The organism is Thiomicrorhabdus heinhorstiae, from assembly GCF_013391765.2.
GTDB lineage: Bacteria > Pseudomonadota > Gammaproteobacteria > Thiomicrospirales > Thiomicrospiraceae > Thiomicrorhabdus > Thiomicrorhabdus heinhorstiae.
This window is the reverse complement of record NZ_JACBGI020000024.1, coordinates 18,898-39,892: the sequence shown is the minus strand read 5'-3', so window position 1 is coordinate 39,892 and position 20,995 is coordinate 18,898. Positions and strand designations below refer to the sequence as shown.

At 45.3% G+C, this 20,995-nt stretch carries 21 protein-coding genes; 16 read left to right on the top strand and 5 right to left on the bottom strand.

The annotated features are described in order from the left end of the window. Positions 1-119: 119 nt before the first annotated feature. From fnr to H8792_RS10110, 7 genes are all read left to right on the top strand, one after another. A complete protein-coding gene (fnr, locus tag H8792_RS10140) occupies positions 120-866 on the top strand; it encodes a fumarate/nitrate reduction transcriptional regulator Fnr (RefSeq protein WP_185978844.1) in 747 nt (248 codons plus the stop codon). A 247-nt stretch (positions 867-1,113) separates the two neighbouring features. After that, complete coding sequence (pal, locus tag H8792_RS10135; protein ID WP_228767076.1) at positions 1,114-1,794, top strand: peptidoglycan-associated lipoprotein Pal; 681 nt, start codon at positions 1,114-1,116, stop codon at positions 1,792-1,794. A 121-nt stretch (positions 1,795-1,915) separates the two neighbouring features. Beyond that, on the top strand, positions 1,916-4,555 hold the full coding sequence (gene pepN / locus H8792_RS10130; RefSeq protein ID WP_185978843.1) for an aminopeptidase N: 2,640 nt from the start codon (positions 1,916-1,918) through the stop codon (positions 4,553-4,555). A 71-nt stretch (positions 4,556-4,626) separates the two neighbouring features. Next, positions 4,627-6,033 (top strand): penicillin-binding protein activator, encoded by a 1,407-nt coding sequence (locus H8792_RS10125; protein WP_194947662.1) that lies wholly within the window; start codon positions 4,627-4,629, stop codon positions 6,031-6,033. A gap of 50 nt (positions 6,034-6,083) precedes the next feature. Continuing rightward, the gene (locus tag H8792_RS10120; protein ID WP_185978841.1) at positions 6,084-7,247 is read left to right on the top strand and encodes a prolipoprotein diacylglyceryl transferase; all 1,164 of its coding nucleotides are present in this window, start codon (positions 6,084-6,086) and stop codon (positions 7,245-7,247) included. A 58-nt stretch (positions 7,248-7,305) separates the two neighbouring features. Then, entirely contained in the window at positions 7,306-7,938 is a 633-nt protein-coding gene (locus H8792_RS10115) for an LPP20 family lipoprotein (RefSeq protein ID WP_228767075.1), read from the top strand. 86 nt (positions 7,939-8,024) lie between these two features. Further along, positions 8,025-8,282 carry a hypothetical protein gene (locus tag H8792_RS10110; protein WP_185978840.1) on the top strand — a complete coding sequence of 86 codons (258 nt, stop codon included), beginning with the start codon at positions 8,025-8,027 and terminating at the stop codon, positions 8,280-8,282. Between the two features lie 59 nt (positions 8,283-8,341). On the opposite strand, the gene H8792_RS10105 is transcribed toward H8792_RS10110, so the two are convergent. From H8792_RS10105 to flgA, 5 genes are all read right to left on the bottom strand, one after another. Further along, entirely contained in the window at positions 8,342-9,313 is a 972-nt protein-coding gene (locus H8792_RS10105) for an IS481 family transposase (RefSeq protein WP_185978839.1), read from the bottom strand. A gap of 484 nt (positions 9,314-9,797) precedes the next feature. Beyond that, positions 9,798-10,379: a PilZ domain-containing protein gene (locus H8792_RS10100; protein WP_185978838.1), complete on the bottom strand. Its 582-nt coding sequence runs from the start codon at positions 10,377-10,379 to the stop codon at positions 9,798-9,800. Positions 10,380-10,463: 84 nt separating this feature from the next. Then, complete coding sequence (locus H8792_RS10095; RefSeq protein WP_185978837.1) at positions 10,464-10,940, bottom strand: flagella synthesis protein FlgN; 477 nt, start codon at positions 10,938-10,940, stop codon at positions 10,464-10,466. Positions 10,941-10,958: 18 nt separating this feature from the next. Further along, a complete protein-coding gene (flgM, locus tag H8792_RS10090; RefSeq protein ID WP_185978836.1) occupies positions 10,959-11,267 on the bottom strand; it encodes a flagellar biosynthesis anti-sigma factor FlgM in 309 nt (102 codons plus the stop codon). Between the two features lie 200 nt (positions 11,268-11,467). Beyond that, positions 11,468-12,196, bottom strand: a complete 729-nt coding sequence (flgA, locus tag H8792_RS10085; RefSeq protein WP_185978835.1) for a flagellar basal body P-ring formation chaperone FlgA — start codon at positions 12,194-12,196, stop codon at positions 11,468-11,470. A gap of 166 nt (positions 12,197-12,362) precedes the next feature. On the opposite strand from flgA, the gene H8792_RS10080 reads away from it, so the two are divergent. The 9 genes from H8792_RS10080 to H8792_RS10040 all read left to right on the top strand — a co-directional run bounded on the left by H8792_RS10080 (position 12,363) and on the right by H8792_RS10040 (position 20,629). Next, on the top strand, positions 12,363-13,322 hold the full coding sequence (locus tag H8792_RS10080; protein WP_185978834.1) for a chemotaxis protein: 960 nt from the start codon (positions 12,363-12,365) through the stop codon (positions 13,320-13,322). A 49-nt stretch (positions 13,323-13,371) separates the two neighbouring features. Next, complete coding sequence (locus H8792_RS10075) at positions 13,372-14,619, top strand: flagellar assembly protein T N-terminal domain-containing protein (RefSeq protein ID WP_185978833.1); 1,248 nt, start codon at positions 13,372-13,374, stop codon at positions 14,617-14,619. A 228-nt stretch (positions 14,620-14,847) separates the two neighbouring features. Continuing rightward, positions 14,848-15,249 (top strand): flagellar basal body rod protein FlgB, encoded by a 402-nt coding sequence (flgB, locus tag H8792_RS10070; RefSeq protein ID WP_185978832.1) that lies wholly within the window; start codon positions 14,848-14,850, stop codon positions 15,247-15,249. Positions 15,250-15,290: 41 nt separating this feature from the next. Continuing rightward, the gene (gene flgC / locus H8792_RS10065) at positions 15,291-15,704 is read left to right on the top strand and encodes a flagellar basal body rod protein FlgC (RefSeq protein ID WP_185978831.1); all 414 of its coding nucleotides are present in this window, start codon (positions 15,291-15,293) and stop codon (positions 15,702-15,704) included. 69 nt (positions 15,705-15,773) lie between these two features. Beyond that, positions 15,774-16,460, top strand: a complete 687-nt coding sequence (locus tag H8792_RS10060; protein WP_185978830.1) for a flagellar hook assembly protein FlgD — start codon at positions 15,774-15,776, stop codon at positions 16,458-16,460. A 107-nt stretch (positions 16,461-16,567) separates the two neighbouring features. Continuing rightward, positions 16,568-18,106, top strand: coding sequence for a flagellar hook protein FlgE (locus H8792_RS10055; RefSeq protein ID WP_185978829.1), 1,539 nt, complete (start codon positions 16,568-16,570; stop codon positions 18,104-18,106). A 207-nt stretch (positions 18,107-18,313) separates the two neighbouring features. Next, positions 18,314-19,057, top strand: coding sequence for a flagellar basal body rod protein FlgF (locus H8792_RS10050; protein WP_185978828.1), 744 nt, complete (start codon positions 18,314-18,316; stop codon positions 19,055-19,057). A gap of 31 nt (positions 19,058-19,088) precedes the next feature. Further along, positions 19,089-19,880, top strand: a complete 792-nt coding sequence (flgG, locus tag H8792_RS10045; RefSeq protein ID WP_185978827.1) for a flagellar basal-body rod protein FlgG — start codon at positions 19,089-19,091, stop codon at positions 19,878-19,880. A 35-nt stretch (positions 19,881-19,915) separates the two neighbouring features. Continuing rightward, a complete protein-coding gene (locus tag H8792_RS10040; protein ID WP_185978826.1) occupies positions 19,916-20,629 on the top strand; it encodes a flagellar basal body L-ring protein FlgH in 714 nt (237 codons plus the stop codon). Positions 20,630-20,995 lie beyond the last annotated feature (366 nt).

The following is a 20,995-nucleotide window of genomic DNA, read 5'->3' as shown; positions in this document are numbered from 1 at the left end:
GCCCTTAAGGCTAATTTAAGAATAAAAAAAATCAATGAGCTTAAAGGTCTCAAAATATCACTAAGTGTTAGAATGGGTAAAAAATTAAATAAAACAATGTATGGGCATGGGGTTGCATTATGGCGGATATTAAAACAGCGTTTCATATAGGATGTGGTAACTGCGGATTACAGAAGATTTGTTTTCCGACAGGGCTGGTGAAATCGGACGTCGATCGGCTGGATATGATCGTTGATCGCAAACCCGCTCTGAAAAAAGGTCAGCATCTTTATCAAGTCGGAGACAAATTTCAGTCTCTTTTTGCAATTCGCGCCGGGGTCGTTAAGTTATACGAGATCACCGATAGCGGAGAGGAAGTCATTCATGGTTTCTATCTTCCCGGCGATGTTCTGGGAATGGATGGTGTTGAAAATAAAACCCATCAATTCAGTGCATCCGCCTTGGATTCACTGAGTATTTGTAGCTTGCCGTTTGATCAACTGAACGATCTGTCTCTACAAGTACCCAATCTGCATAACCAGATTTTGAAGGTTATGAGCAAAGAAGCAAATGAAAGCCGTTTGCATACCGATCTGCTGATGAAAAAGAGTGCCGATCAGCGTATGGCACAATTTATTTTCGGCATGTCGGAGCGCTATCGGGAAAGAGGGTATGTTTACGATTCTTTCCGACTGGCGATTTTGCACCGTGATGTGGCGCTTTATTTAGGGCTTACTCCGGAAACGGTTTCGAGAATTCTTGCCAAAATGCATTCTGACGGTATCGCTTCGTGGAAAAAGAAAGAAGTCCAGATTATGGATCGCGATGCATTGATGGCATTGGCTGGAATTATTGTTGATCGTGACGAAAAAAAGCAAAAAGCGTAAATATAGATTTCTTTCGATTTTAAATTGATCCTAATCAATAAAAGCAGGGCGACAGCGTGATTAAATAACGCCATGAATTCGTTGAATGTAACGTTTTTCATAATGTAGCCCGCTTCCCCAGCTTAATGCTGGGGTCTTTTAATTCTCCTTTTATACCTCTCTCTTTTCATTACTGTATTTCTACAGGCTTGTAGCGAATTTCACCTCTTAAAGTGCATTTTGTACTTTTCAAAGGCAATTTTTCCAGATGGCACTACTTTTTTTGCGTGATTACGGTATATTATCTCTATCTGTAATTTTAGCGCAGGGATTGGATATGTCTTTAAACACTATTAAGAACTTATTGCTTGTCGGTTTGATGGGGATTACGTTATCTGGTTGTAGTTCATTATTTGATGGAATTTGGGACGTAGATAAATACGCCTACAACGATCCGAACGACCCTCGTCTTGTTGATAAAGAGTATCAGGACGGATCGGAATTGGCTTTGAGATCTAAAGATGGATCTGATACCGGTGCTATGGGTGCTGGAAGCGGTGCAGGTGATGATGCCGGCGCGATGAGTGCGGTAGAAGCGGAAAAAGCGAAGTTACTGGCTGAGATTCGCGGCAAAGTGATCCACTTTGACTTTGACCGTTCTGTCATCTATCCGGAAGAATATTATATTGTTAAGAATAATGCCCGTTATATGGCCTTGGAGCCAGGTGCAAAAGTGACCATCGAAGGGAACTGTGACGAGCGTGGTACACGCGAGTATAACCTGGCTTTAGGTGAACGTCGTGCATTGGCTGTCAAAGATGCGTTGGTTAAAGAAGGCGTTGCGCCTGAGCGCATCACCCTGATTAGTTTTGGTGAAGATAAGCCGGTTAATGACGCTCATAATGAAGCCGCATGGGCAGAAAACCGTCGTGCGGAATTCGTTTACTAAGACAAGTCATCCGTACCAGTTGAACTATCTTCAAATCATCTAAATTTTAGATGCGGTAAAAAGCCTTTTTGCCTTGTGGCAGAAAGGCTTTTTTATTGGATTATTTTTTTAAGGGAATATTATGTTGAACCAGTCTCCGAAGGTTAACTATTTAAAAGATTACCAGGCTCCGAAATTTGAAATTGCCAAGGTGGATCTGCAATTTGAACTGGAACCGAATCGAACCCGAGTAAAAAATACCATGCGGGTTATCCTTGTGGAATCGGTCGAGAGCATCAGACTGGATGGCGAAAATTTGTCTCTCATTTCGGTTGTGTTGGATGGAAAAACGATTACCGAACAGTGCTCCGTGAGTGAGACGGCCTTGGATGTTCCGGTTCAAGGAACAGAATTCACACTGGAGATTGAGACACTTATCGATCCGCAAGGAAATACGGCTTTGGAAGGCCTGTATCGTACCAGCGGCAATTACTGTACGCAGTGTGAAGCGGAAGGTTTCAGAAAGATCACTTATTATCCGGATCGTCCGGATGTCCTGAGTTATTTCACGACCAAAATTATTGCCGACGAAAAGGACAACAAGGTGTTGCTGTCGAATGGCAATTTGATTGATTCCGGCAGCCTTGAGGATGGTCGACACTTCGCCGTTTGGCACGATCCGTTCAAAAAACCATGCTATCTGTTCGCTTTAGTGGCAGGAAATCTGGAGCATATCGAAGACGAATTTATTACTCGTGATCAGCGTTCGGTTACCTTGAGAATTTACGTTGAACCGAAAAACATCGACCAGTGCGAACACGCTATGGAGTCTTTGAAGCGTTCGATGAAATGGGACGAAGAGCGTTTCGGCCTGATTTACGATCTGGATATCTATATGATCGTTGCGGTAGACGATTTCAATATGGGAGCGATGGAAAATAAAGGTCTTAATGTTTTTAACTCGAAATTCGTTCTTGCCAAGCCGGAAACGGCAACCGATATCGATTATGAAGGAATTGAGTCGGTAATCGGTCACGAATATTTCCATAACTGGACCGGTAACCGTGTAACTTGCCGAGACTGGTTCCAGCTGACTTTGAAAGAAGGACTGACGGTTTTCCGTGATCAGGAGTTCACTTCCGATATGCTGTCGCCTGCTGTCAAGCGCATCGAGGACGTTAAGCGCCTCAGAACCAATCAGTTTCCGGAAGATGCCGGTCCTATGGCGCACCCGATCCAGCCTCAGTCGTATATCGAAATGAATAACTTCTACACCATGACGGTATATGAGAAAGGGGCCGAGGTCGTTCGTCTTTACCATACCTTACTGGGTGAAGAAGGATTCAGACAAGGTATGGATCTCTACTTTCAGCGCCACGACGGTCAGGCCGTAACGGTCGATTGTTTCCGTAATGCGATGGCAGATGCCAACAAGGTTGATCTGCAACAGATGAAAGCCTGGTATTTGCAGGCCGGAACTCCGAGGTTAGAGATTGTTGTCGATTATGATTCTCTGACACAGCAATACCGGATTGAGATCAAACAGTCCTTAAGAAAAATATCTGCAGAGGATTTTCAGCCGCTACTGATTCCGTTAAAAATGGCGCTGTTTGATAGCGACGGTAAACCGATGCAGATCAAGCCTGCAGCGGCTTGCAGAGATAAAGTCCGTATTAATGGAAATGAAGCGATCCTGATTGTCGAACAGCAGCAGCAGAGTTTTGAATTCACCGGGCTTACTTCTCGACCGGTACCATCCTGGCTGAGAGGTTTCTCGGCGCCGGTGAAATTGGCTTACGATTATTCCCAGGAAGAATTGGCCTGCTTGGCGGCGAATGATGATGACAGTTTTGTGCGTTGGGAATCGATGCAGACTTTGTCGTTGAACGAGATCAAACAGAATGTCTCTCGTCTGCAGCAGCAACAAAAATTACAGGTTTCGGAGGCTTATTTTTCCGCATTCGAGAAAATCCTTGCGGATGAAGAGGCCGATCCGGCTTTAATCGCCTTGGCAATTAACTTGCCGGATATGACCTATATCGGAGAGCAATATGACATTGTTGACGTTGATGCAATCTATTCGGCACATCGCTGGTTGAGAGAGCAGTTGGCAGAGCGTTTTGAAGTTCTGTTTGTGAAGCGTTATCAAGCCCTGAACAGCGATGCAGCTTATCGCTACGCTCGCGAGGATATCGCGCAAAGAAAACTGAAGAATGTCTGCCTGGCGTATTTGTCGCTTCTGGACAAACAACTGGAACTGGTGCTTGAACAATGCGATGCCAAACGTAATATGACCGATGTATTGGCAGCCTTGGATGCGCTTTCTCATCTGGATGTTGCTCAGCGGGAAGAACGCTTGCAAGATTTTTACCAGCAGTGGCGTCATGAAGCACTGGTATTGGATAAGTGGTTTGCTTTACAGGCAGCATCGCATCATATTCACGCTTTGGAACATGTCAAAGAATTGATTGTACATGCAGACTTTACTTTGAAAAACCCGAACCGGGTTCGCAGTGTTCTTGGCGTTTTCGGGCGTTTGAACCTGCTAGGTTTCCATAGATCCGATGGTGCAGGTTATCAATTCCTAGCCGAACAGGTACTGAATCTGGATGCGATTAACCCGCAAGTTGCGGCGCGAATTGTCGCACCATTTACACATTGGAAGCGCTACGACGCTTCCCGCCAGGTAATGATGAAACAGGCATTACAGACCATCGCCGACTGTAATACTCTTTCCAAAGACGTTTACGAAATTGTCAGTAAGTCGTTGGCGGAGAACTAGACCTTCTAATCGAGCTGTCAAGAAAGATGCTGGCAATCAAAGAGAAAACAGATAAAAGCAGGTTTTTTACGTTGCTGTTCATTGCGGCAGTAATTTCGGCGTTGTCCCTGCCGGCAATTTCTGCCGATTCTGACAGCCGCTATCAGGAATATCATTTTTCGCATGATATGGATGGTGCTTCTTCTTTGACGCCGGACTTGCTTGAAAAACAGAGCCGGCAGCTTCAGCAGGAAATATCTCTTCTTCGCGCGGAAGAGGCTCAGGCAAACGGTGATGTGCAAATGGCTCGCCTTCAGCTGGAAGAAATCGATAATGACGGAGATGCGTCTCCTGAATTTGAACAACGGATTCAAGGGGTCAAAGGATTTTTGGAGCGTCTTGGACGTGGCGTGGCCGGTTTGTTCGATTCGCAATCTCAGAAAACCTTTAAGTTTCCGTTGGAAGATTCCGGATCGGTTACCGCGGTATTATTGCCCTTGTCGGGTCAGTATTCCACGCTTTCCAAAGTTTTAAAAGCCAGTATTGAACGTAATCTGCAAGCCTACGGTTACAGTGGAAAGTTGATTTTTTTCGATACCGATCAGTTCTCATCTGCAACGGCCTTGTGGAGCCTGCTTAAAAACTATCAACCCAGTTTTATCTTCGGTCCTTTGAGCAAGCAGTGGGTCTCTTCGTGGCAAGCTTTGGACATCAATATTCCAACCTTGTATTTTAATGAACCGGGCAGTGAACAGGCCTCTTACGAAAGAAGTTTGATGTTTGGTAAAAAGGGTGGCTTGCTGCAGTTGTTTGCGGTTCTGCGCAATGCGGATTATCGCAAGGTGCTGGTACTGTCAGATGAATCGGCCTCATCGCAAGCCATGTTGCAACAGTTCACCGCCAATTGGAAAATTCTTTATCCAGGGATGTCTTTTGAATCAGAACTGTGGAGTTCCGACAGTGTCAATTTTCTAGAAGAGCGTTTGGGAATTCAGGCTTCACAGCAGCGTGCCGGCTATCTGCGGAAAATCATTCGACAACCGCTGGAGTCTTTTCCGAGAATTCGTCAGGACTTCGATGCAATTATTTCATTGCTCCCTTTACAGACAGCGATTCAAGTCGAACCGTTTTTGGAGCTTTACCAGCAGAAACACAGTACTCATATCTGGTATCCGCCCAGATTGCCTTCTACCGGCCTGTTTTCCGGCAGTTTGTCCGATTGGCAGAAAACGCTTGCGTTGCTGCCGTCTTACTATCTGCAAAATCTGTCGGATCCAAATTCGTCGAATCAATATGGCCTGTTTTCTGCTTTAGGGAAGACGGCAGTGGAAATAGCGACTTCAAAAACCTTGATAACCGCCGAGAATCGAACTTTCGCTCTGGAAGAAGGGTGGGTTTGGCTGGATGATAAAGGTCGTTTTCAATATCTGCCCGGAGCTTATTGGTTGAATCGGGGTGTTGTAAAGCCATTGATGGAGCAAGGCACTCAAGCACACTAAATAAGCGTTCTGCAATTAATTAAGACGGCTTAGATAAACAGGTGTGATTCGTGGCGAATGATCCAAAACAACTTGATCCAAATGATCTAGACAGTATTGATGCATTGCTGGATGAAGTCAGTCAAAAAACCGACGATACGCGGGAAACCGGGAAAGAAAGTGGCTCTGCGTCCCAGGACAACAAGGTTTCTCCGACTCAGGAGGAGGTCAAACAGCAGGAACCGACCGAGGAGATGCCTGATCAGGCCGCGCCGCAAAACAATGCTGCGCCGGCCGAGACTGAGCAAGTCAAAGCTGCCGCGCCTGTCGACTCCGGTAAACCGGAGATTAAGATGCCTCCTTCGAATGCTATCGACAACCCCGATCCTGCTGCGAGCATAGCCGTTCCTCCCGAAGAAGCATTAAGCGAAGAACCCGAACCTAAAATGGATCTTTCGTCGGATGCTTTACCTAAAATTGCAGATGATTCATCCGATCGTTTAAAAGAGTTTGTGCAATCCGACAATCAACCTTCCTTCAATAAAGATAAGCAATCGGATAGTTCACTTCACGGACAGCGCTATGAAGTGATTTCCAAAAAAGCGGCTTTCGCTTTTCTGAGTACGATTGTCGTTCTACTGATTCTACTGCTGACCATGGGAGTCAGTATCATATGGATGTTACTTGCTAATCCGTCCTCAAATGATCAGGAAAGCCAGATTCAACAGGCAATAGCTAAACAAGCCTTGGCTGTCGAGGAAAATTCCGCTTTTTTACAGCGACTCGATAAAAAGGTTGATGAGATTTATGTTCAGCTTGAGCAAATGAATAGTGATAAAGAAAACGCCGAAAAGATATCGGTTGACCTTTTGTCCGAAAAGCAGGCTCAAGAGAGTTCTAAACAGGCCGATACAAAAATTGACAGTGAAGAGTATCGTTCGATACAAGCCGAATTAAAGTCGCTTAAAGCCATATTAAACGCCCAGAATCGTCGCCTATCCATAATGGTGGATCAGAGTAAGCGGACGGTAACGGATAATGGTGTACAGAGCCGGAACGATATGCAATTAAAGCGGTTAATTGAAATAGAGCGCCGATTATTGCTGATTGAGAAAGGAATGAATGCGCTTACGCAATCGCTCAATACTCAAGCCGCAGATAAGGATACTTACCAGTATAAGGGGCCGAAGCCGCCAAAATTTTATGAAGACAAGGTGATGGATTCTTATCCATAAGCTTTTTCGGAGATTCACTGATATGGAAATTAAATTACAGATGACAAGGGAGAGAGTTATGAAACGAATATTGATTTTTTCGTTGCTCGCTAGCATGGCGCTGACAGGTTGTGCTTTGACGGAAACGAAAATGCCGGAGGGGCCGAATGCAATCAGTGTTGTCTCCGATCCGGCCAGAGAGCCGGTGGTAATGCTTCCTCAGCGCACGGTTGCAGGCTTGCAACAGCAAGGAATGGTTGCGCCGCAAGGTGTTGAGATCGCGCCTCAGCGTTCGGTTGTTAAGATGACCGAAGTCGGTAAGCCGGAACTGATCAAAATCACTGGAATCGGCTACGGAGCCGAAGACACTTATGCCGGTTACACAACAGGACAGAGACGTTTGCTGGCGATTCGTTCTTCGAAGCTGGATGCCTATCGTTCTTTGGCAGAACAGTTGTATGGGATCAAAATCGACAGTACCACAACGGTGGCTACTCTAACGGCAAAAAATGACAGTTTTAGAGCACGCGTCAATGCATTGGTTCGTGGAGCTCGTGTTGTCAGTGTAACTCCGATGGCTGACCAGAACTACGAAACCATTATGGAAGTGTATGTCGATAAACGTTTTTTTGAAGAAGCTTTTGTCTATCGTTCCGGTAGTTTAGCCGCTTCAGAGGCCGAGCGGGTTTATAAGGTGAGTTCTTATGAATAGCCTCTAAAACTTCGCAAAGTCCTCAAAATAATCAAACAAGAAAAAATATATAACTGAGGCAATGTATGAAAAAAAAGGTGATAACTGTGATGACGATCTTAATGGTCGCATCCGCAACGGTTCAGGCTGCCAGTATCAGTAGCCGAGTGACCAGTCTTGAAAGACAGCTGGCTTATCAGGCATCAAAGTTGAAGCAACTGGCGGACGGGCATGGTGGTGAAACGCGCCAAGCCGAATTGAACCAGATTCAGCTTCAACAATTGCAAAATAAGATCGATGCCCTGAGTAAAAGGCTTCAGGCAGAACAGATCACACGTCAAAACAGTCGTTACTCTTTTCCGTAAAAAGGATAGTCCCGATTGTTTCAATAAGAAGGTGTGCCGGATATTTTAAGGTGTGTGATTCACAGAGATCGTTTCAATCTGGCGATCTCTAAATCTAACTTGTAATTCGCTTCCCTAATACGTTCATTCGAAGGATCATAATTACGAATAACTTCGTCGCTGAATGGGGTTTCATCACTCAGTTCGAAGTATTTTTCCATTGGCGTTTTCCCTTTATGTGCACTGTGTGGACGCATCCAATTGTAATAGTGCTGCCATTCCGCTAACTGTTCGTCAAGATCTGGAGAATCAATATCAACAGTGGCATAAAATTCGGTTTTATCCGTTTTTTGTGATCGTTCCACCTTCCCATTTAAATGGGGAGAGCCAGGTTTGTTTGGCCTGAATTTGATGCCAAGCTTGATGAGTTTTTTCTGTACTTTTTGAGCAAAAAACTCTCTGCCTCGATCTGTCTGAATTCGTTGAATTGGAAAAGGCATTTCCTCTATCACACTCTCCAAAAAATCTAAGGTGTTAGCGGCGGTTCGTCTTTGATAAACCCTGAGAACCCTATAACGGGTGCAATCATCAACAGAAGTGTATTGGTATAAACCAGGCCCTAATTTACAGGTATCCATTTGAATACGATCGCCTGGTAGTGGTCTTTCATATCGAATATATTCAGCTTTCCGTCTGAACTTTTTGACGGGTGGAACACTGTGTTTGGTTAAAACTTTATGAACTGAAGCAATCGATAATGAAATGTCATGCAAACGAAAGAGTTCACTTTGTAAGCGTCTAGCACCAAGATTTCTTGTGTTTCGTAAATCAAGTATCAAATCTTCTAAAGCGCATGAAATTTTTTGATTAGGGGAACTATGTGGCCGCTTACTATGGCTTTTTAACCCATCAACACCGTCAGATTGATATCGTTTCCACCACTTTCGAAGGGTCGGTCTTGAGATGCCACATCTTCGGCAAACAAAACCAGCATCCTTAGTCTCTTCGTAAAGCTTTACCCAAGTTAATCGTTGCTGTAATTCTCTGTTCATAAACATCAATTATATTGAAATGATGTCTATGAATCACACATTTAAGGTTTGGTGCTTGTATTTTCTCGCTAACGGTTCGATTTCAGGTTGAAGGGCGGTGATTGATTCTCTCCAGATCAACTGCTCGAACCGTTTATTCTTCTCTCTTTGGTATTCATGCCTTTCTCCTCGATGTGCCATTTTCTTCTGAATTATCTTATCTAATCCTTTCCCTTCTTAATATCAAATGACTATTTTTGCTATGCCCCTTCTCTGCCTGCGTTCAAGCTATCGAAATTCATTGGGATGGTTTTGCTATAGCGTCGAAGAGAACCGTCGGTGAGTACTACTGTTCTTGGAGAGTCGATCTTTGTCTGGCGTGGATAATTACACAGAAGGAAGGGCGGCAAAAAAACCGCCGGGTGATCATTGATTTACTGTATTAAATTTGCGGGTAAGTCGTCTTCGTTCAGATAGACATTTCTAGGTCTTAAAATCTTGAGCGTTACTGCTGTGCAGCTCTCTGTTGCTGAGCCAGTTCGATCTCTTTGGACTGAATGAAATAGATCAGTTTTCGACGATCTTCTTCTTTTAGATTCTGATAGCTTAGAGCGACCTTAAATCCGCCATGAGTTTCCGGCTGGATATTGATTACGTCGCAACGAACCAGGATCGGTTCTTCGTCTTCGAGCGGCTTGAGCAGCAGGTCAATTTTGTCGCTCATTCCGATATTTTCATTCATCTGCATTGCGACTCCGCCGCCACTTAGATTTACCATTTTCATCGGCAGGCTGGCACTGAGTTGTTTTTGGTCGATTGAGTCCAGTAGTAGATTCAATTTCATATTCAAGGCGTTCAAAGCGTCGGCAACAATGGTACTGCGGCTTTGAATCTGTCCGACGGCATGCTCGAATTGCTGGTCGATCTGGCGTATATTCTGTGCGAAAAAGGCTTTTAACTGCTCTCCGTCGTCAAATTGCTCCAGAGGTTGCTGCTGGGCTTCCTCTTGGCTGAGAATGCGATAGCTGCATGGGAGACTGACATCAATGCGAAAATAGTTTCGTTGATCTTGAAGCGCAGATTTCATACGTTTTTGCCTTATCTAAGAAGTTATCTGGAGCGGTGATGCCTTAGAATTTGGATGGGAGTAATCGAGAGCCCTTCTATCTGCTCAAGCTTTCCCCAACGACTTTCGGGTCGTATCGCTTTTCGTTACGCCTTCCGGACTGTAGAGTTCAACTCCCTTGTCCTTGCCGAATATCAAGTCTATGGCATGTTGATTGATATTGCTAAGCAATTTTATAGCCATTCCGTTAGATTGATTGAGATTGTGGCAGGCTTCCGTTAATTGTAGTATCGCTAATACCGATTCTTGAAGTGTTTCCGGCAAGCGCTCGAAATGCTGTAATGAAAATAGATCGGAAAGTTGTAATGAAAGGGGAGAAAGCTGTTTGTTGATCTGTTCAGTGATTTGATTAAGTTGCTCCGATTGCTGCTGTTTCCGAGAGATTACAGCCAGCACTTGTTCGGAGCGGTTTTTTTGAATGGCTTCTGCTTCTTGTTCCAAGGTCGAGTGAAATTCGCTCAACAGATGGTGCAATTCGACAAGCAGTGAGGGGGCTTGCGATTGCTTGAAAAACTCATCCATCGAGCTCATTTAGCTAACTTAACCTTTTGACATCATGGTTTCGGTTTGCATTAACTTACTGGCAACACTTTCCGCATTGACCTGATAAGAACCGTCGGCGATTGCCGATTTAAGCTCCGAAATACGCTGTGCATTGTCGATCGGCATCGCACTGGCCTTCTCTTGCAAATCTTTTACTTGACCAAGACCGCCTGTTAGAGTCACTTTGTCCTCTCCTCCGGCAACAGGTGTTTCAACACCGCTTTCAGCATTTGTTTGCGGTTTGGCTGAAGGATCGCTCGGTCGCGTACTCATTATTGAGTTGTTTAAATTATTGTTAACATCCATTTTATTTTCCTCACATTACGATATTCATTTTAACAGCATTGTTTGTGTTCGCTACTTTGTTTGTATCGGCATAAAGTAAAAATCTTTAGGGTGCAAAAAATTTTTTATTAACTGTGTAGCGCTGTTTAAAGCAAATACGGCCGAATCATTTCTACTATAATCGGACTTTAAGTCTTTAAAATCAAGTTGTTATGTTACTTTTACGGAATGTATACTGTGTTAGGAGCAATAACTATGCCTTTTAATTGTTTTCCTGATCCTGCATTTTTGACGGTAACGGTCTCTTTTTCTACTCCATCTTCAAGTGCCGTGCCGGCAGCTTTAACTTCTATGCCATTCAGGTTGGAGACTAAAGTGATCGGCTGGTTCTTTCTTACCCAGTATGGAGGGGAAAGGTAGTTCAGTGTCAAAATTTTGCCAGCCCCGATATTCTGTTTGGCTCTCATGCCGATAGCTTGCTCCAGACTGACGTTGCTGTCGCGAGGAACCTCTTTAAAAGGTCGATATTGATAAGCAACGTCCTGTTGTTCTATAACGGCATTTTTCAGGATTCCTTGAGTGGCGACCACCACTTGCAGATCACCTTCCACTTTCACGGGAATGAATATTCTCCATGCCGGATTTTGGCAAGACAGGCTGAGTGTCATGCGGCCGGCATAGACGTCAGGATTACGGTCGCTTATTTGCGGTTCGTCTGAGCATTTAGGAAGTTTCAAATTCTCGCTCAGTGTTCGGAATTCGATTTTCGGCAGATGAATTTTTTGGTCAATTTTTTGCTTAATGTATTCCAAGGCCTGGCGATTGAGATCTTCTGCCGATTCGTATTCCGGTACTGCCGGCGGGGATGAATAAGCCGAGCTCGCAAAACTCACGAGCAGAGCTACGCTATAGGCAAGGGTAAAGAGAACAGTAAGAATCGCTTTTTTCATACTGGCATACTAACAATAACGCGATTCTTTTTAAAGTTAGATGCGGATGCAGTCGTTAACTTAACAAGGTTATAGTTACTCTAAATTGCGGAGAGCCTGAACCCGGAAATGAATTTAGCCGGTTTTGGTACGGATGCCGCTGAGATAAAGTTTTTAAGGTGAAGGTATGTCAAATTTTCTTAAGGGTGTTGATCAGAGAACCTCTCTGGCCGGAATGAACCGGATGGAGTTGTTACTGTTCCGAATTCATGGAGAGCAGTTGTTTGGAATTAACGTCTTTAAAGTTCGTGAAGTGATTCGCACGCCGCAGATTTCACCGGTACCCAAAGCCGATCCGAGAATTGTCGGTGTTTCCGATATTCGCGGTCAGACCATGCCGATGATCGATTTGGCCAAGGCACTGGATTATCCGGCAATCCCACCGGAAAACTATGCCGACAGTTTTACCATCGTTACCGAGTTCAATAGTTCGATTCAGGGATTTTTGGTACAGAGCGTCGATCGTATCGTACATTTGCGGTGGGAAGATATTTTGCCTCCACCGGACTCGCTGCAGAACATCAACTATTTGACCGGTATTACCCGAGCGCAAAATCAACTGGTCGAGATCGTCGACGTCGAAAAAGTTCTGGTTGAAGTTTCCGGTATGTCGAATTCGGCCGCAGATACCTTTTTACGTAACCATCATGTCGAAACCAGCGCACGTGGATATTTTATTTTGGCTGCCGACGATTCTTCGGTCGCCAGGGCGCAGCTTAAGGCGATTTTTGACAAGATCGGAGTGGATTACGAGATTCTCAGCAACGGTAAAATGGCGTTGCAGTGGCTACAGCAGTGGGCCGATAGAAAAGCTCAGGAGCAGGTTTTCGAGAAACTATTAATGGTCATTTCCGATATTGAAATGCCGGAGATGGATGGCTACACCTTAACCACCAGTATTCGCAAAGACGATCGTTTGAAATCACTTTACGTCGTCTTAAATTCGTCATTGAGCGGTGGTTTTAATGAAAAATTGACGGAAAAGGTCGGGGCTAACGTATTTTTGTCAAAATGGCACGCCGATGATTTGGCAAAAATCATTGTCGAGCGCTTGAATCGAGTCGCCCGGGGTGAAGAGATTCTTTAAAAGGATGTCTCGGTGCCGGCCGTTAGAATGTAGGATTGGGAAGGGGAATATGAGCAAAACGTCGAGTATGGTTACGGCAATCTTCGGAACGGTTTTAACTGTGGCGGCAAATCTGGTCATTGCCGACGAATCCTTGCCGGGCGATAACTGTTTTGAAGTTACCGGTGTTGCTTCCATGCAGGGTGTTAGCGAAGGGTTTGCCAAGAAAATGGCAATTCGCGATGCCTTGAAATCGGCAAGTATGCGTCAGGGGCTGCAAGTCCGTTCGCAAACCACGATGAACCAGATGCAGATTACAAATGATCGGGCACGTTTTGAAACCAGTTCAAAAGTGGAAAATTTTACCGTGCTGCAAGCCGGAATTGAATCTTCGGAAGATATTTACGGTCAACCAAAGCCGAAACCGCTTAACTATGAAGTGCATTTACTGGTCTGCATGGGAGAAGCGGCGAAAGGCTGTGGAACCGGAGGCAAGTCATATCAGGCACGTTTACTGGTAGCGCCTCTGGCAGTGGAAGATGTTGCTTCCGTTTCCGATATTCGAGGTGTGGTTCAAGGCTACTCTTTGGCTTTGATGGATGAATTAAGAGCGCAAGGCTACCGTAACCTCGAGTTGTCGCAGAGCAGTTCGGAGCTGATTCCGAATCGTGCCGTCACCCCGAATCTGGATCGCAATTTATTAAACAATCTGTATGAACGGAGCGGAGCGCAATATGCGTTGCTGTCGGTTTTGCGATCGGCGTCCACAGACAATGCATCAAGTGAGACATGGAACCGGGTTAAGCGATTCTATAATGTGAATGTCGAGCCGAATCAACGCTTTTTGAAATTGGATACCTACCTGGTCGATTTACTGCAGGCAAGAATCGAGCGTCACTTCGAGCAAGGGGTTGAATTAAACGGTGAAGTGCTTGTTGGACGGCAGCACCCGTTCGGTAGTGCAGCCTTCTGGCAGACGTTAACCGGAAAAGGATTCCTTTCTCTGCTTGAGACATCGTCGCAAGATGCGGAAAAATCGCTTAAATGCAAACCGTTTCAGGCTTCGATTGCCGAAATTCGCGGCAAGGAATATTTCATCTATCTTAATCAGGCTTCAGGAATTGAAGTTGGTGACGAACTTGCCGTCTATCACAAAGTGGATCGTCCGGTGAACTATGCCGGTAAGGATTTGGGTAGCGACCTTCAGCCTGGAGCGTTCTTGAAAGTGACTCGTGTCTTGAACGATCTGGCGATAGCGGAAGTCAGTGAATCCGGCGGTATTGTCATTTCAATCGGAGATCGAGTGACGCCTTGGTAACATTAGGCCATCTGTCGGTCGGCGTTCAATTTTTTTCACCACTGCAACATTTAGTTTTTTCACTCTCATCTAAGCGGCAACTTTTTCCGGAAGGGTTTTTCGGAAGCTTAAAGTTTGCCGCTTTTGCTTTTCTATACATTCATTTAGCGCCGTTTTAATGCTGGTTGCACTTTTTGGCATTGTGGTTGCTTTTATCTTCTCAAAGTTTAACGCAAGGAATGTGCAGGCATGGCGGAATCGATTTTCGGTATTCATGAACAAGCTCTGTTGATCCGCAATCAACGGGCTCAGGTGTTAGCGAATAATATCGCCAATGCGGATACCCCTAATTACAAAGCGCGTGATATCGATTTTCGTGCCGCCCTGCAAGAAGCAAGTTCCAAAAATAATAATGAAGGTGATCTGCCGTTGATGAAAACCAATTCCGCTCATTTGCAAACTGACGGAGGTTTGACAACGTCGCAGTTTTTGAAATACCGCCAGCCTTTACAGCCGTCGCTGGACGGGAATACGGTGGAAGGGCATGTGGAAAAAGCCAAGTTTATGGAAAACGCTATTCAGCAGCAAGCAACGCTGCAGTTCCTGAACGGCAAGATCTCGGGAATTAGCAGTGCGCTTAAAGGTGAGTAACTTTCAAACGTGCTTAAGTTCTCATTCAAAGGAGTGAAGTAATGTCCGTATTTTCAATCTTAGATATTTCCGCTTCGGCGATGCAGGCCCAGACCGTCCGTTTGAATACGGTAGCATCGAATTTGGCCAACGCCGACAGTGTGAGTTCGAATGCAGAAACCACCTATCGATCGAAACAGCCGGTGTTTCAGGAAATCATGCAGCAGCAGAGCGCGGGCAGTGCCGGAAGCGGGGTGAAGGTGAAAGAGATTGTCGAAAGCCAGGCTCCTTTGGTAATGGAATATAACCCGAATCATCCGATGGCTAACGAACAAGGATATATCTACCGTCCGAATGTCGATACGGTGGAAGAGATGGCGAATATGCTGTCCGCTTCCCGTTCTTACGAAACTAATGTTGAAGTGATGAATACGTCCAAACAACTGTTGTTAAGAACCATTCAGCTCGGACAATAAAGAAATTTTAACCGGAATTTTTGATCCTCAGATTGTTTCGGTTGCTTAGTAAATTAGGGAGGCAAAATCATGGCTGTTCTACCGACAACTTCTTCCACGACCGATTACATCTCTGCACTGCAGCAGAGTAGTGATACATCTGCGTCGGCACCGAATACCGTAATGGGACAGGAAGATTTCTTGATGTTGTTGACCACCCAGTTGCAGAATCAGGATCCTTCAAAACCGATGGATCCAACCAGTTTTATTACCGATTTGACTCAGATGAGCCAGTTGGAGGCAACGACTAAAATGAATGAGTCGATTTTGGCAATGACGCAAAGTTTCCAAAGTCTACAAACGCTTCAAGCATCCTCATTGATTGGTAAAAAAGTTCTGGTAGACGGCGAAGATTTTTCGCATACACAGGATCAAGTGTCACAGATCCGTTTGCAAAGTGATTTACCTTTGTCGGATGTGACCATTGTCATTTCCGATGAAAACGGACTGGTTAAAACAATTTCCGCAGGTGATTTAGCTTCCGGAGAGAGTCTGGTTGACTGGGACGGTCTGGACGAAGACGGTAACAGTCGTGCTAGTGGTGTTTATAGTTTGACAGCTTATGGAACCGATGAAGATGGGGAGTTACAAAGCATTAATACTATTGTCGCCTCGCAGGTTAATTCGGTAGGGGTTAATCAGGACGGTAGCATGACATTGACCTTGGCCACCGGCGAGAAAGTTGATATGGATTCGGTTCGTGAGATCAGTGCATAGGGTGCTGATTAGAACAGAGATAGATAAATTTAACCCAGTTTTTTAACAGATTTTATAGTGAAAGCGGTCGACTCTGAGAAAGAGATCGCCTTTAAAGGAGTGATGAGATGAGTGCACCTTTTGATTTGAATGCATTGAGCGGGATTAATGCCGCTTCTAATGGCCTTGCGGTTATTTCCAATAACCTGGCTAACTCGCAGTCGGTCGGTTTTAAAAGTTCGCGAGCGGAATTTTCCGATATGTTTTCCGGAACGCAAAACTCACCGGGTAATGGTGTCAGAGTGGCGGCAATCACTCAGGATTTCACACAGGGAACGATTAACAATACCGGGCGTGATTTGGATATGGCATTGGATGGTGAAGGGTTCTTTGTTCTATCCGATAAGAGCGGCCAGTATGACAATATTTACACCCGCAACGGCTCTTTCAAACTGGATAAAGACGGTATTCTGACCGATCAAGGCGGAAATCCAGTACAGGGGTATTTGTTGAATGAAAGCCTGTCGACCGATAATAACACCGTTTTCATGACAACTTTGAGCGACATTGATTTGGATGATTTGAATAAACATCCGAAGGATACTTCGGAAATGAACTTCAATATTAATCTGGACGGTCAGGAAGCCTATAATCTGTCGTCAACGACCGCAATTCCAACTGTGGGGTCAGTCGGAACGGACGCCAACCTGGCCGCGATTATCGACCCGGCTAATACCGCGGTCCCTTATACAGGAACGGCGGATTTTTCGACCAGTAAATTTATTTATGATTCTCTAGGCGGAGAACACAGAATTACGGCCGATTTCTTTAAGCGTGGTGTCGTGGATGCTGCTAACTCGGATTCCGATTTTGATGCAGATGGTAATACGGATAAATATTCCAGCTGGCTCGTGCGTTACACGGTGGAAGACTACGATCCTGAAACCGGCACTTATGTAACCAGTGCGGTCGACAATAACACAACGGCTTTGGCGACAGGCGGTAACACAGGAGTCCTGTTTGAATTGCGTTTTGACGATCAAGGCGATCTTCAACAAGTTTTTCAGCCAAACGATACGGATCCGGCATTAATTACCGGTGATGCACCTGCGTTGGATGCGAACGGTGAACCGATTTTTGATGATTTGGCTGGCTGGACCGATGTCGGTTCAACGCAACCGACCATGGACTGGTTGATTAATAATCCGATTACCGGTGCAATGGATCCTTTAAGCTTTTCGGTTGATTTTGCCGATATGAGCGGCTATGCAGGAACTTACAATATTCGTGGTGTTAGTCAAAACGGTTACCAAGTCGGTGACTTGATCGGTCTGAGTACAGGAGCGGATGGCACGATTCAAGCGAATTATTCAAACGGTCGTTCAGTTGCGGTGGCACAACTTGCCGTGGCCAATTTTGCCGATAAGAATGCGATGGAAAAACTGGGTGGTCAAACCTATGCCGAGTCTTTTGCGTCCGGTACGGCACAATTGGGTACGCCACAGTCCAATGGGCTGGGTGAAATTGTCAGCGGCGCTTTGGAATATTCCAACGTTGATACGGCAGCGGAGCTGGTGAATATGATCCAGACCCAGAGAACTTATCAGGCGTCTGCGCAGGTAATCTCAACCTCGCAAACTCTGACTCAAACCATTCTAAACCTATAATGAAAGTCGATGTCGTAAGTCGCTAAACACCAAGGGAAACGGGAGTAAAATTTCGCTTCGTGCGAAGCTTTCCTCCCATCAACACAGCCGGTTATCAGACCGGCTTTTTTGTTTACGGAGGTCGGGTTTTTTATGGCATGGATGCTGCTTTGTTTAGATATTTAAGAGAGGATGCCTTCTGGTTTCCAAAGCTTAGAGGAGTCTACGATGGATCGCATGTTATACATTTCTATGAGCGGCGCCAAGGAAGTGATGCTGGCGCAGGCGAATAATGCCAATAATTTGGCAAATGCGAATACCGACGGTTTCAAGCAGGATTTTAATGTTTTCCGCGCCCAGCATATGCAAGGCCCCGGCTATGCATCACGCGCCTATTCCTTGGATGAGCGTCCGGCGACCGATTACAGTGCCGGATCGATTAAAGTCACGGGGCGAGATTTGGATGTGGTCACCAAAGGTGACGGTTTTATGGCTATTCAAACACCTGCCGGTGATGAAGCTTTGACGCGAACCGCCAGTATGCAAGTGTTGGAAAACGGTGATCTGGTAGACATTAAAGGAAATCCGGTTTTGAATGAAGCCGGTATTGCTGTCAATGTACCGCCGTACAAATCGATTACCATCGGTGACGACGGCACGATTTCGATCGTTCCTTCGGATGCGCGTGGTAACGAATTGCTGGTTCTTGACCGTTTGCGTTTGGTGAAACCGCAAGTCGGCGATCTTGAAAAAGGATTGGACGGTTTTACGCGTTTAAAAGAGGGCGCGGCACCTTTGGACCAGGCGAATGTACAAGTGGTCAGCGGGGCACTGGAAAGCAGTAATGTCAATACGGCGCAGGCACTGACAGAAATGATTGAACTGTCACGTAAATATGAGATGCAGGTCAAGATGATGTCAATCAGTAAAACCCATGACCAGAAATCGGATCAACTATTGTCCTTGAGTTAAGGATTAACGGTGAATTGAGTGGAGAAATACGATGAATAGAGCTTTATATGTCGCTAAAACCGGATTGGAAGCCCAGCAGCTGCGTTTAGCCGCGATTTCCAATAATCTGGCAAATGCCAATACCTATGCTTATAAGGCGGGAAGAGCCGAGTTTGACGATCTGCTTTATCAGAACGTACGTCAACCGGGAGCGCAGGCAAGCCAGGAAGTCTCCAACACCATGCCGTCCGGGTTGCAGCTTGGAACGGGGGTTAAAGCGGTTGGTGTTCAGAAGATTCACACACAGGGGAATATCATGGTTACCGACAATCAGCTGGATATTGCGATTGAAGGTAAAGGGTTTTTCCAAGTGCTTGATCAGGAAGGTAATCTGATGTATACCCGTGATGGTTCTTTTCAGGTGAATCAAGACGGAGACCTTGTCACGTCTTCCGGCTATCTGTTGGAACCGAATATTAATATTCCTCAGGATACGACGGAAATTTCCATTACACGTGACGGTGCCGTTTATGTGACTCAACCGGGCAACACCGAGCAGACTCAGGTTGGGCAGATAGAGTTGGCCACTTTCATCAATCCGGCTGGTCTCGAGTCTTTGGGGCATAACTTTTATGCCGAAACTACTGCCAGTGGAACTCCGAACGTTAATAACCCTCAGACAGCAGAGGCCGGTGCTTTGACTCAAGGTGCTTTGGAAGCATCCAACGTGAACACTGTTGAAGAGCTGATCGGTATGATCGAAGCTCAACGGACCTATGAAATGAATTCTAAAGCTATTTCGGCTGCCGATGGCATGATGCAGTACTTGAACAATAATGTTTAAGAGCCTTATTTAGCCGGATATTTAGGAGAATAACCATGAACAGACTCAGTCTAAATGTCTTAATCGTCGGCCTTTCGGCCGTTCTAACAGCATGTAGCTCGCCCCCTCAGCGGGTTGAACATATCAGTTACGCACCGAGCTACCCTTTGGATATTCCGAAACCTCCGCAACCGAATAACGGTTCGCTCTTTCAGGATGGTGCCATGACATTATTTGACGACTCGCGAGCCCATAGAGTCGGCGATATTATTACGATTCAGCTGACAGAGAGTATTTCGGCAAATAAGAAAGACGAAGCTAAATACAATAAATCCAATTCTCAGGATTACGGCATTACCACCCCGATTTCGGTTACTACACCGAATAATTTGATCGGTAAGGCCATTAACGGAGTGACTTCTCCTATTCAGGGATTGGGAATCGGTTACGGTTCCAATGGTGCCTTTTCCGGTAAGAGTGATGTAAAACAGAATTCCAGCCTGGACGGATCGATTGCCGTAACGGTGGTTGAAGTCATTTCCAACGGTAATCTGGTGATACGTGGAGAGAAGTGGATTACGATTCACGATGGTGACGAGGTGGTTCAGTTTGCCGGCATCATCAGACCTGAAGATATTCAGCCGGATAATACGATTTCTTCCACTAAAGTCGCGGATGTACGTTTGGTGTACAAGGACGTTGGAATGACTGGCGACAACGCACGTGCCGGAGTGGCTTCGCAGTGGTTGTCAAAATATTGGCCGTTCTAATGCGACGGATGATTTAGTCGCTCAAACAGAAGTTTTTACGCAGTAAAAACCCTTAGCGGATTTCCTGTATATTCTTGGATTTATAGGGGAAATGAGGTAAAGTAACCTTGTTTAGAAACGGAACGGTCATTTGACCGCATCTCTTTTCAGCCAGCCTGTTTTTTCTTATCTCCTTTTTTGCAGGCTGGTTTTTTCTTTTCTTAGTTTCTCTCTCGTCATTTTGGTTTTGCATTCAGATATTTTTTTCAAACCTTAAGTTACTGTTTTCCCGTTTGCTTCTCGTGTCGAACTAAAAAGTGCCACAACTGGCACAAACTATGCTGTTTACCTGTTAAAGATGAAGAAGAGCGGCATATTTTGCCGCGT